Source organism: Rhodothermales bacterium (assembly GCA_013002345.1).
GTDB lineage: Bacteria > Bacteroidota > Rhodothermia > Rhodothermales > JABDKH01 > JABDKH01.
Window position 1 is genome coordinate 18,711 of sequence record JABDKH010000135.1, and the last position, 12,083, is coordinate 30,793.

General features: G+C 59.5%; 11 protein-coding genes. 3 read left to right on the forward strand and 8 right to left on the reverse strand.

All coding sequences use genetic code 11. From position 1 onward, the window contains the following. Window positions 1-71 precede the first annotated feature (71 nt). Window positions 72-2,114 (forward strand): hypothetical protein, encoded by a 2,043-nt coding sequence (locus HKN37_06865; GenBank protein ID NNE46364.1) that lies wholly within the window; start codon window positions 72-74, stop codon window positions 2,112-2,114. Between the two features lie 15 nt (window positions 2,115-2,129). On the opposite strand, the gene HKN37_06870 is transcribed toward HKN37_06865, so the two are convergent. From HKN37_06870 to HKN37_06895, 6 genes are all read right to left on the reverse strand, one after another. Next, window positions 2,130-2,942 (reverse strand): TPM domain-containing protein, encoded by an 813-nt coding sequence (locus HKN37_06870; GenBank protein ID NNE46365.1) that lies wholly within the window; start codon window positions 2,940-2,942, stop codon window positions 2,130-2,132. 17 nt (window positions 2,943-2,959) lie between these two features. After that, window positions 2,960-3,562 (reverse strand): LemA family protein, encoded by a 603-nt coding sequence (locus HKN37_06875; GenBank protein ID NNE46366.1) that lies wholly within the window; start codon window positions 3,560-3,562, stop codon window positions 2,960-2,962. Between the two features lie 259 nt (window positions 3,563-3,821). After that, window positions 3,822-4,373: a DUF4252 domain-containing protein gene (locus HKN37_06880; protein NNE46367.1), complete on the reverse strand. Its 552-nt coding sequence runs from the start codon at window positions 4,371-4,373 to the stop codon at window positions 3,822-3,824. Window positions 4,374-4,379: 6 nt separating this feature from the next. Further along, window positions 4,380-4,922 (reverse strand): DUF4252 domain-containing protein, encoded by a 543-nt coding sequence (locus HKN37_06885; GenBank protein NNE46368.1) that lies wholly within the window; start codon window positions 4,920-4,922, stop codon window positions 4,380-4,382. Next, on the reverse strand, window positions 4,919-5,539 hold the full coding sequence (locus HKN37_06890) for a hypothetical protein (GenBank protein NNE46369.1): 621 nt from the start codon (window positions 5,537-5,539) through the stop codon (window positions 4,919-4,921). Before HKN37_06890 ends, HKN37_06885 begins: the two co-directional genes overlap by 4 nt. Further along, window positions 5,526-6,020 carry a sigma-70 family RNA polymerase sigma factor gene (locus HKN37_06895; protein NNE46370.1) on the reverse strand — a complete coding sequence of 165 codons (495 nt, stop codon included), beginning with the start codon at window positions 6,018-6,020 and terminating at the stop codon, window positions 5,526-5,528. The genes HKN37_06890 and HKN37_06895 overlap by 14 nt, the downstream gene beginning before the upstream one ends. 45 nt (window positions 6,021-6,065) lie before the next feature. Between HKN37_06895 and HKN37_06900 the strand changes: the two genes are divergently transcribed. Next, a complete protein-coding gene (locus HKN37_06900; protein NNE46371.1) occupies window positions 6,066-7,028 on the forward strand; it encodes a class I SAM-dependent methyltransferase in 963 nt (320 codons plus the stop codon). A gap of 3 nt (window positions 7,029-7,031) precedes the next feature. Next, window positions 7,032-8,636, forward strand: a complete 1,605-nt coding sequence (locus tag HKN37_06905; GenBank protein ID NNE46372.1) for a S41 family peptidase — start codon at window positions 7,032-7,034, stop codon at window positions 8,634-8,636. Window positions 8,637-8,807: 171 nt separating this feature from the next. Here HKN37_06905 and HKN37_06910 read toward each other — a convergent pair whose 3' ends face one another. Both HKN37_06910 and HKN37_06915 read right to left on the reverse strand, forming a co-directional pair. Beyond that, window positions 8,808-11,702 carry an FAD-binding protein gene (locus HKN37_06910; protein ID NNE46373.1) on the reverse strand — a complete coding sequence of 965 codons (2,895 nt, stop codon included), beginning with the start codon at window positions 11,700-11,702 and terminating at the stop codon, window positions 8,808-8,810. Between the two features lie 42 nt (window positions 11,703-11,744). Continuing rightward, a partial coding sequence (locus HKN37_06915) for an MBL fold metallo-hydrolase (GenBank protein ID NNE46374.1) occupies window positions 11,745-12,083 on the reverse strand: 339 nt, incomplete at its 5' end.

The following is a 12,083-nucleotide window of genomic DNA, read 5'->3' on the forward strand; positions in this document are numbered from 1 at the left end:
CTCACAAGCCGACTGAACTGAACACGTACTCCTAGAACTTCTCGCAGGTACCCCGCCTGTACACCCGGAAGTTGCATAGTCCACTCTTTAGATATTCTGTACCTGTCGCGACACTGCTGTTCGCGCTGAGTCTGCAGACTGCCCGGGCGCAGGATGCCGGCTGGTACGTTCAGAGTCCCACTCCCGCCCAGGTCATCAGCGACGGGCAGTTGTTCGTATACGTTGCGATGGAAGGTGCGTCGGCTCTCGACGAGAGCACCGTCGAGGTGTTCGTCGATGGTCAGAACCTGACACGAAGCGCGAAGATCTCGACCGAATCTGTACGGCTACTGCATTCCGCACGACTGGGGTCTGGTCGCCACGAGATTCTCTTGTCGGGTCGCCTCCTGTCTGGAAAGAGACTGCCCGACCTGGCGTGGCATTTCATTGTCGAAGGGGACGACGGCGGAGTCGCGGCCTCCCCTTCCCGGCGCAGGCGCGCTGACTTTAAGGGCAAGACGCTCATCGATACACGGAACTCAGATATCTCCGGCCTGCGCGACCTGCGGCAGGAGCCGGTCCGGAGCTATGCCGTCCGGGCCGATGCCGAAGGCCAGTATGGCGCCTTCCGGTTTCCCGTAAAGCTGTACCTGACAACAGACGAGTCAGCATTACAGCAACCGCGCAATCGCATGTCGATCGGTGTGGAAGGGCCGATGTTTGCCCTGTATGCCGGTGATCGAAATCCACGTATCGCACCGCTTATTCTCAACGGAGCCCGCACGCGGGGATTTCACGGCGAGTTTCATGCGAGCACTTTTCACGTCGAGACTGCCATTGGTCGACTTCGTCGTGGGCTCGAGTCGCGAAACGTGGAGCTCCCGCCCAACGAACCGATACTGCAATTGCCCGGTACGTTTGAGCGCAACGTCACGGCGGTGAAGCTTGGATTCGGCCGGCCGAGTTCAGTTTTGTTTGAGATCTCCGGGCTCAAGGCCAAAGACGATACGGCATCGATTGGTTTCGGGCAGAATCCTCTTGAAAATGTCGTGCTGGGCGGCGACCTGACCACACGATTCCTGAAGGGTCGAGTCCGATTCGAAAGTGGTGCTGCAATCAGTCTCACGACGAATGACATCTCGCGCGGCGTTTCCACGAAGGCTGAAATCGACTCGCTGTTCGACACTAATCTGCCTATTGATCCCGCCGATCTGGATTGGCTGATTACGTTGAATCCGTCGACGGTCCCGCTACGCCCCGACAAACTGACGTCAACGGCATGGTACGCAAACACACGCGTTACCGTGCCGGGACACTCCATCGCGGCTGAGTTCAGGACCGTGGGCAGTGCCTACTTCTCGGCCGCGAATCCTTTCCTGCAGTCCGACCGGCGCACGATCACGATTTCGGACCGGTTTCGTGTGGAGCAGGGCAAGGTGAGCGGCCTTGTCCGGTATCAAAACTATCAGTCGCTTCCCGATGGCGGAAAACGCCTGGAACTCAAATCCAACCTGGCTGAAGGGCGGGTCAATCTCTCGTTGCGTCCGGACCTTCCCCGGATCACGACCGGCCTTAGATTGCAGTGGCGCAAGAGAGGCGACGGAACAGAAGGCGCTCTGACCGCCGACATGCGGGTATCGACCATCATGCTCGGTGGCACGCAGTCGTTCCGAACCGGGACGGTGCGGCATGCGGCCCGTATCCACTATACGCGGACCGCACGTCGCGATGACGTCAACAGTCTGTTCGATAACACGACGCACGCCTTCACCGTGGGCGCCGGCGAATCGTACTCGCGTTCGGTTCGATCTGATCTACAGATCACCCACCTCGTCGTCAACTACGCGGGTGACCTCGGGCGTCAACGCTGGACGACGGGTGCAGTCACTGTGGGATATAGATTCCACCATAACGACGCAGAGGTCTCCATGACGATCCGGAATACGCGTGCCGGAGCAACCAGTCTGAGCTCCGCCTCTGACCGCTTTGGCTTGATGCTGACGTCGTCTCTGAATTTGGAGCCAAACATGCGCATCGAACTGCAGGCCGGCTACAACGACTACAGCGAAGACGACAACGCAACGAACCAGTACACGGAGCGCTTTATCCGCCTGCGGCACCGCTATACGTTCTGACCGCGAAGCCGGGGCTTACCAGCCACCACCGGCGCCACCACCGCCAAAGCTGCCTCCGCCCCCTCCGAATCCGCCGAAGCCACCGCCTCCGAAACCGCCAAAGCCTCCTCCGGACATCCCGCCGCCCCTGCGACCGGAACCATGACCTCCCCAGATGATGACCGGCGGCTCACTGTACCGGCTTCTCCGCCTCGGCGGCTCAAACCCGTTGCCATCATTGTCCCGTCGCGCGTCGCGCAGCGCAATGATGATGAAGACGATCAGGATCAGCAACACGACCACCAGGGCGACGTTGAGGCCGCGGCCGTCCCGGTCAACCGGCACCGCGTCGAACTCGCCGGCCGCTGCCAGCACGAGCGCGTCGACCGCCTGCGACAGGCCGTCATAGAACCGGCCCTGACGGAAATTCGGTACCAGAATGTTTCGATAGATACGACTCGCCACGGCATCGGGAATCGCGCCCTCGAGGCCGTACCCCGTCGCAATGAACATCTGTCGATCGTCTCTCGACGCCAGAATGACGACGCCGTTGTTGTACCCCGCCTGGCCAACACGCCACGCCCGTCCGAGCGCGACGGCATACTCCGAAACCGGCACGCCATTCAGCGTCTGCAGAGTGACGATAATGATCTGCGTAGACGTTGTGTCGGCGTATGTCGCGAGCCGCATACTCAGCGACCGCTCTTCCGCAGCCGACAGAAACGCCCCCTGATCCGTAACCCACCGCCCGCTCGGAGGGATGACCTGTAGCGACTGGCCGACTGCGTGCCAGGGAGCAGACAGCCCGGCAATCAGCGCGACCACGAACAGGCCGCCAATCGATCTCACGGTCCGACCTTTAAACGTCACGAGTCGAAATTAACTTCGGGGGCATTTTGCGCTCCTGCCTCGGCCTCAAACGGCGTCCGGCGGTCAAAGCCAAACACGCCGGCAAGAAGATTCGCCGGAAATCGCCTGACGGCGGTGTTGAAGCTCTGCACGGAACCGTTGTAATCGCGTCTGGCGACGGTGATACGATTCTCCGTTCCCTCAAGCTGAGCCTGCAGATCCCGAAACGCCTCCGTGGCACGAAGCTGGGGATAGTTTTCGGCGACGGCAAGCAAACGTCCCAGTGACTGCCCGAGCTGCTGCTGAGCGGCCATGTACTGCTCCATCTTCTCCGGATTGTCCAGATCGTCCGCGGTGATGGTGATGGAAGTGGCGCGCGCTCTTGCGGACGTAACAGACTCAAGAGTCTCGCGCTCAAAATTCGCCGCGCCCTTCACGGTATTGACAAGATTGGGAATGAGATCGGCACGTCGCTGGTACTGCGTCTCGACATCCGCCCACGAACGCTCTACGCCCTCGTCGAGCGTAACGAGCCCGTTGTACGTGCCGCAGCTGGCACAACCCGCAAAACCAACAAGAATGACGATGATCACAAGCGTGATCGTGCCCTTACTTCGCATAACTGTCTACCCGGAAACTGGTCAATAGTGGATATGGGTCGATCGCCCATACGAAAGGTAACGGACGGGGTTTCTCCGTGCTCGAAAATGCGAAATCCGATCATGTCGAGAGCGATAACACGACACGGAGGATCTGACTCAGTGAGCCCTTTGGGACGACCGGTGTTGCTCACTTCTCCAGCACGTCAATGTCCTCTGGCGAAAACGATCTGGAGTCCGCCAATTAACCCGGAGCAAGACCACGGAATCTTCCGAATAACTAGGGTCGAGCGGCAAGGCGACTGAACGGCCGGTAGTCTTCCATCGCTCGCTGGACGATTCGGTCGAGGTGTCCCTCAACACGCGCTATGACGAGGTGCTCTTCGTTGAGAACAATCACATACAGGGCTCTGATCCTGTCGCGGCTGGACCGATACATGAACCAGATCCGATCCTGATCATCACGCGCCTGTACCGCTACTTCCCATCCTCTATCAAGCATAGACGAGAGTACAGGAATCCCCGAACTACCGGACTCCGGCAACGCTTTCGTTTCGTAGATCCCGACCTTCACGCGCTCGATATCATCGACGTACCGCCACACGTCCTCCAGATCCTCATCCGGCACAAGTGAAGTCAGCCAACCGGCTGCCTGAAGCGTGCGCGATCCGACGCTGAAAACCAACTTCCGATCAAACTCGCTGCCCGGAATCTCCTCCTCGATGATCCCCCGGGTGTGGGCCATTTCCCTCGAGAAGATGCAGCCCGACGCGACGAAACTCACGATAAGGAGCAATGGAAACAGTCTGGACAATCCGTGCTCAGCAGTCACAACGCTTTACCAGTCTCGTTCCAGTTCGTCGATGTCAAACTTACGCCCCAGTCGTCCGATCTGTGCAGGGTCAATGTCACCTACGATGTTCACGAACACGGTCTCGTCGTCATCATCCTTTGCCACGACGATCATGAGACCAGCGATGACGTCGCCGTCTGATTTCATGAATAGCTCCACATGTTCATCGTCATCGCGAACGCGAACAGCCGTCTCCCACCCCTTTTTTTCAAGTTCCCTGGCGAAATTCGAAGCCCGACTACGTATCGCCTTCGCATCCGAGCGGTCGCTCTTGTAACCGCGAACCTGTACCGCTTTGAGCCTGTGAAGCAGGTCCGCCAGATCCGGATCCTCGAACCTTGACGCCTCCGCCACCAGGTTCAGCAACGCACCTTTCACATTGACGAACAGATAGGGCTCCTCGCCAAACCACGATTCCATCGCTTCGAGGTCTACGTAGCCCGGTTCGCTGCGAAGGTTCGTCTGCCCGCTCGCGGCAGACGCCATCACGAGGCTGACGATTCCAGCGATCAACATATTTCGTTTCATGATTCTCCTCGTTTTGCACGATCCCGGTCGGCCGCGCCTGATTCGGTTTCCAAGTTCTCGACACGCCCGATTGCGCCCTGCATCAGGGCCCTGCGGATCGGGACGACCATGGTCTGATCGACCGCCTGAAGCCTGATGGCGCTGCCCGTTTCGCGGCCGGCAAGCGACACATAGGACAGAGCCAGTTTCACGTCACGAAGCGCCGCGTCCACTTCGCCGGCGTTTTGCGGGGAATCAGCGCCTCGGTACAGAACCATCGTGGTGATCACGGCGGCAACAACGGCCGACGCCACAACGATTGCGAGGGCCGGCCTGCGTCGCGGCTGCATCACACCGCTGAGCCAACCAGACAGTTTCACCTCATTCCCAGCCGATGCGTGCCGTCGCGCAAGAGTGAGCACATGTTCATACGCTGCCGGAGGGCACTGAGGCGAAGGAAGATCCCCGAGTCCCGTTCGCACCTGCCGCGCAATATCCACCTGTTGGGCCAGATCGTCGTCCGCATGCATGAGCCTCTCGAACGCCTTCTTCTCCTTTCTGGAGAGGACACCGTCCGTGTAAGCCTCTATTCGTTCCTCGGCCCACGTTCTGTCTATGTGATTTTCAGACTGCTTCACGATGCAGCACCTTCGTGAGTTCATTTCGAAGCGCCCGGCGTCCGCGGTGTAGGTACACCTTGACCGATGTCATGGGCAGCTCGAGCGCATCGCCAATTTCCCGATAGCTCATTCCCTGGATTTCCCGGAGAATCACGATGCTCTTCTGCGGATCAGGAAGTCGCGAGAGTGCACGCTTCAGCGCCTCGTTAAACAAGGCCGCCGACGCACCGGCATCCGGCTGCTGACCGTCACCGGCTATCTCCGAAAGGGCCTCCGTGTCAACGTTGACAGACGACCGCACCTTCCGGCGCCGAAGCCGGTCTCGACACAGGTTTCTCGAAACGCTGACGAGCCATCCATTGACCCGCGAGCCGTCGATTTCCTGCCGATGTTGCCAGAGCCTCAAGTACACGTCCTGCACCACGTCCTCCGCTTCTTCCCTGTTCGCAAGGAAGTAGAGCGCGTAACCGAACAGCCGGTCGCGCGATTCGCCTACCACTCGTTCAAATTCTCTTGCCGTCAAAACGCCTCCGTCATCAGATGCATGAAGGCGGCTTCATCCTCTGTCGCCGTCAAAGACGCATACGGTCTTGAAAAGGTTACAGATGCATACGATCTGCATCCAGATAAGCTTGAAGAGCCGACGAGAGACGTTAACTTTGGGCGACTTTCGTTCGATCCACAAGGCATGACGACCCTCAGACACCTTCCCCACAGACTCAGCTACCAGTTGGCGGGGCGTATAGCGTTGCGAAGAACGCAGCCGCAAAGCGAGGCGGAAGCGCAGGTCCACGTAGCTGTGGCGAGAGCACTGAAGAACGATCTCGACCCCGCAGAGACTTTCTGGCAGGAGAGCATTGAGATGCTGCGCCAGAAGATGCAGCGGGACGAAACGACCCTCAGATATGCCGACTACGGAGTCGGCTCGCCGGATTCCAATCCGGACAGGACCGTCACGCGCAGTATCTCCGAAGTCCAGGCATTCTCGGTACCGCCTCACGAGGGTGTCGCACTGCATGCACTGGCGCGTGAGCTACGACCCCGCAATTGTCTCGAACTCGGAACATGCCTCGGCATATCGTCGGCCTATGTTGCGTCTGCACTGGACCTGAACGAGCACGGATCGCTGACGACGCTCGACGGAGGCAAGGATCTTTCGAGGGTGGCAAGTATCAACTTCTCACGACTCGGCCTTCGCAATACGCGATTTGTCACGGGCCGTTTTGATGAAATGCTCCCCGAACTGCTGCCCGAGATCGCTCCCGTTGACATGGCATACATCGACGGTCACCACGATGGGGCAGCCACGAGGGCGTACTTTGAGATGATTCTGCAACACGCAGCGCCATATGCCGTCATGGTGTTCGACGACATTCGATGGTCGCGGGATATGCGCGAGGCATGGCGATCCATCCGTACCCATCCGGAGGTCACGGCAGCACTGGACCTGTATACGTTCGGCATCTGCGTGACCAACAACGGTTCACATCCAGCCACAGGCAAATAGAGAATGCGTAGACCCGAAGCGGTGCTCGGCATCACGGCGATATTCCTTGTGGGTGCACTCGTTGGAGTGTTTCTGAATCGTGTGGATGTACCGGGATTTGGCGATTCCGAGTCACGGAAGATCGAAGATGCGCTCACACTGATCCGGAAGCGCTACGTCGATGTGCTCTCCGACGATGAGCTGGCGGCGGCTGCCATTCAGGGGATGGTCGAAAGGCTGGACCCGTACAGCACCTACATTGATGCGCGTACTCTTGGACCCGTCCAGGACGAGTTGGAGGGAGAGTTCGGTGGTGTGGGTATCTGGTTTGAGATGGTGTCGGATTCTGCGCGCGTCGTGTCTGTGATTCCCGGGGGACCCAGTGAACACGCAGGTGTACTCGCGGGAGATCGAATCGTAGCCGTCGACGATTCTTCGTGCGTTGGCGAGCCGTCGCGGTCGATCCAGAGTCGAATCCGCGGGCCCCGCGGCGAGGTTGTGCGCCTGACCATCTACCGACCTGTACTGAGTCAGAAACTGAATGTGTCCGTCGAGCGCGCGGTGATTCCCATACGATCCGTGGAGGCTGCCTTCCGACTCGACGACGAAACAGCGTACATCCGGCTCAGCCGTTTTACATCCGGTACGGCCGAGGAATTTCGGAAGGCCGTATCTGATCTCCGAAACGCCGGTCCGCTGCGTGGATTGCTGATCGATGTCAGGAATAACCCGGGGGGCATACTCGAGGCCGCGGTGCGCGTTTCGGACGAGTTACTTGCGGGCGGCGTCGATATCGTCAGTACCGAAGGCCGGGGCATTGAGAAGCGCGAAGTGTATGCGTCATCCGCCGGAGGGATGGTTGAGGATACACCCGTTATCATCCTCGTGAATTCGAACTCGGCCTCGGCGAGCGAGATTCTGGCCGGTGCGATACAGGACAACGACAGGGGACTCGTGATCGGACAGCCGACGTTCGGCAAAGGCCTGGTTCAGCGACAGTTTGTGTTTGGAGACGGCAGTGCCCTGCATCTGACGGTAGCGCGCTACTACACGCCGGCCGGGCGCGCCATCCAGAACGACCTCGATCGGAACGTGCCGGTCCATGCCGGAGCGGATACGGTCCTTGCGCGCAACGACAGCGATCCTGCAGACTCGCTGCTTCAATTCACCACGCTGCACGGCCGAATACTGCGCGGCGGAAAAGGCATCTATCCGGATCACATTCCTCCTGCAGACTCGTTGGTGAATGTATTCGAACTGGTCTTTCGCTCAGGACTGGATCTTGGATTCAGCCGGCGCTGGTTTGACACGAGAGAAGCTTCAGTACGTCAGGCATGGTCGCAGGAGCCAGACAGATTCGTCGACGAGTTCCGGATAGATGATGAGACGTGGCAGGAGTTTGTCACGTATACGGCGCGTGAGGCTGGAACGGTGTGGAGTCGGTACGACGCCAGCGACATTGCGCTGGCCCGCAGCCGGATAAGCACACTTCTGACAGCTCGAATCGGGCAGTCCTTGTTTGGACCTCAAATCTGGTTCTCGATCGTGAGCAAGGTGGATCCGGACATCACGTTTGCCCGTGCGTTCTGGGAAGAGGCTTCATCTTTGCCGGGCGCACCGGGGCGCTAGGCGACTCCGGTTCAGGCGCACATCACGCTCCGGGATTGAGCATCGTCGGGCACGTAGTGCTACGCCGCGCCGCACAACCCGGCCACCCTTCCGTCGGTTTGCGATGCTCACGCCGCAGCGCAGGTGAGCGGATCGTTTCGAAAGCTCACGTTCCGACCTGCTCTTTTTACGCTAGCTCGAAGGCGACAATCCGTGCTGAAGGGCACGCAGCATGATCTCGGCGGGATGCAACGGCTGACGCCCGGTCAGGTCGCGAATCTGCGCGCGACACGACGTTCCGGCCGCCGCTATGACGGCGTCGGGTGGCAGTGCATTCACCGCTGGAACGAGCCGCAGTTCGGCCATCTTCTTCGACACGGCCACGTGCTCCCTCTCGTATCCGAAAGACCCTGCCATGCCGCAACAACCCGAGTCTGCGACCTCCACATTCTGGTAGCCACTCGTCTGCATGCACCGGACTGAAGAATCGGTTTTGGAGAGTGCCTTCTGATGGCAGTGCCCATGAATCAGTACCGGCGTTTCGCTTCTGTCATGCCACAGATTGTTCTCAAAAAGATGTTCGTCATCTTCGTCCACAAATTCCTCGAACGTCATCGCCCGTTCGGCCACCTTTCTCGCTCTTGCCTCGCCGGGCAACAACACAAGAAACTCGTCACGAAGAGTCAGGATGCAGCTCGGCTCAAGGCCGACAATCGCGAGGCCCCGTTCTGCGTATGGATACAGTACATCCACGGTCTCGATCGCCAGACGTTGAGCATCCGACACGAAGCCCTTTGACAGGTAGGTGCGACCACAACAGACCGGTTGCTCAGGCACGATAACGTGATAGCCCACTCGTTCAAGGACCGCCGCGGCCGACATCGCTACGTGCGGCTCCAGGTAGTTATTGAACGTGTCCGGAAAGAGCACGACCTCGGGGCGATCGTCCGCTTTCTTCATGGACGAGAATGACGATACAAACGACCGCTCCGCGAATGGCGGGAACGCGCGCTCACGACTGATCGCCATGAACTTGTCCATGAACCAGCGAGACGACTTGCGCTGGTTGACCCAGTTTACAATGCGTGCTCGGCCGGGCGTCAGGCTTCGCGCAAGCTCCGGGAGGGTGGCGAACATCTGCGTGCGCAGCGGGACGTTATTGTCCTGCCAGTATCTGGCCAGCCACTCCGTCTTCAAGCGCGCGAGGTCCACATTCGACGGGCACTCCGTCTTGCATCCTTTGCACTGAATGCAGAGCTCCATGACCTCGTACATTCTCCGGCTCGTCAGGGAGCCGGGTCCCAGGACACCCGACAGTGACGCCGCCAGCGCATTTGCCCTGCCCCTCGTCGAATGCTCCTCATCACGCGTCGCCATGAAGCTGGGACACATGGTTCCCGAGTCGAGCTTGCGGCAGGCTCCGTTTCCGTTACACAACTCCAGCGTCGCGGCGAATCCACCGAACTCGCTGAAGTCCATGATCGTTTCCACGGGCATCGTGCCGTAATCGGCGCCATAGCGCAGATCCCTCGTCATCTCTGGCGCCTCGACGATCTTGCCCGGGTTCAGGATGCCGGTCGCATCAAAGATCTTCTTGAGTTCGACACACGCTCCGTAAAGATCCTCCCCGAGGAACGGCTGGTTGAGCCAGCTCCTTGCCAGGCCGTCTCCATGCTCGGACGCTACCGATCCACCGAAGCGCCGCACCAGTTCCATCGACGCCAGGCTGATGTCCTGCATCTTCTGCACTTCGCGACCGTCCTTGAGGTTCAGAAAGGGTCGGACGTGAAGGCAGCCGGCAGACGCATGCGCATAGTACGCGACGCGCGTGCCGCGCCCCGTGATGTGGGCGTCGAGTTCCTCGATGTAAGATGCGAGGTGCTCGACAGGCACTGATGCGTCCTCAATAAACGGCACAGGCTTGTAATCGCCGGTGACGCCCATCACCAGACCAAGCATCTCCTTCCGAACATTCCACACGGCCCGGATGTCGGTCTTGTCCACGATCTTGCGGGTCATGTAACCCTGTCCCGCGTAGTGAAGCGCTTTTGCGAGCTCGGACAACGATGCATCCAGGTCGTCCTCGGACTCTCCATAAAACTCCGCGATGAGGACCGCGCCCGGATCGCCCTCGATGAATCCCATCTGATCGGCGAAACCAGCCGACCGGCGCGCCTGCTTGATCGCCACGCCGTCCATCAGCTCGACTGCCGACGGAGTCGTCTCCAGAATCGTTGTGACCGATTCAAGGGCCTCACGGCGTGTCTTGAAGTGAACGATGGCCAGCGCCGTTTCCGTCGGCCGCGGGACGAGCGCGATCTCGATCTCGGTCATCACGGCCAGCGTGCCCTCGCTGCCACACAGAAGCCGTGCGAGATTGCGCGTCTCGTCAAGCAACGTTTCCAGTCGATATCCGCTATTCCGTCGCCAGTGCTTCGGCGTGTCACTCCGAATCGTTTCCGCATTCCTGGCAATGAACGTGTCCAGCGCGCTGTAGATCGCGCCTTCGAGCCCCGGCGCCTTCTTGCGCCCGGTCCACTCGGATCGATCGGTAACCGCAAACGTGGCGGGTGTTCCGTCCGACAGGACAACTTCCGCCGCGACCACATGATCGATCATGTTGCCATAGAGAATGGAATGGGTTCCGGTGGCATTGTTCGCCACCATTCCGCCCAGTGTAGCACGGTTTCCGCTCGCGGGGTCCGGGCCAACCATGAGGCCGTGCTTGGCCACTTCCCGGTTGAGCCTGTCCAGCACTACGCCTGGTTCCACCCGCGCACGACGGCCCGGTGCGTCGATCTCAACGATACGGTTCATGTGCCGCGAGCAGTCGATCACGAGTGCCGCACCAACCGTCTGGCCGGCAAGTGAGGAGCCGCCGCCTCGCGCCAGAACCGGCACTCCATACTGTGACGCTCGACTAACGGCTATCTGCACGTCTCTCGCGTTCCGTGGCAGCAGAACGCCCAGCGGTTCAATGCGATAGTTCGACGCGTCGGTACTGTAAAGTACCCGCGACATTTCGTCCAGAAGCAACTCCCCATCCAACTGCTTCCGCAGGCCTTCGAAGAAGTGCGTGTAGTCCATGACTCCGATCTACTGTGCTACCGGCCCGTGACAGAAACCCTTCTACAACTCGATCTGCTTGCCCGTCTCGGATAGGATAATATCGACTTCCGGATAGAAAAAGTTGATGTTATCTGCCATCCATTCGCGTGCAGCTGATTCTCCATGGACGAGTACAACGGTTCTGGGAGATAGATATTCAACCAGACGAATGAGATCGCGCCGGTGGCTATGGCCGCTGAGACGAAACCGGTGCACGTCGCAGTTGAGCGGCTGAGCTCCTCTGGAGGCCTCGAGTACGACATCTACCGGCTCATTTCCTTTCCTGGCAGCCGCCACCAGCAGCCGCGATGCCGGCGACTCCTCGGTCGCAAAACCGACCAGCATCACGGCGTTCCGAGC

What these genes read in the sequence shown, in the direction of transcription:
- HKN37_06875 (NNE46366.1), bottom strand. Translation starts at nt 3,562, where the DNA reads ATGCGAAGTAAGGGCACGATCACGCTTGTGATCATCGTCATTCTTGTT.
- HKN37_06885 (NNE46368.1), bottom strand. Translation starts at nt 4,922, where the DNA reads ATGAAACGAAATATGTTGATCGCTGGAATCGTCAGCCTCGTGATGGCG.
- HKN37_06900 (NNE46371.1), top strand. Translation starts at nt 6,066, where the DNA reads ATGAAGGCGGCTTCATCCTCTGTCGCCGTCAAAGACGCATACGGTCTT.
- HKN37_06905 (NNE46372.1), top strand. Translation starts at nt 7,032, where the DNA reads ATGCGTAGACCCGAAGCGGTGCTCGGCATCACGGCGATATTCCTTGTG.
- HKN37_06910 (NNE46373.1), bottom strand. Translation starts at nt 11,702, where the DNA reads ATGGACTACACGCACTTCTTCGAAGGCCTGCGGAAGCAGTTGGATGGG.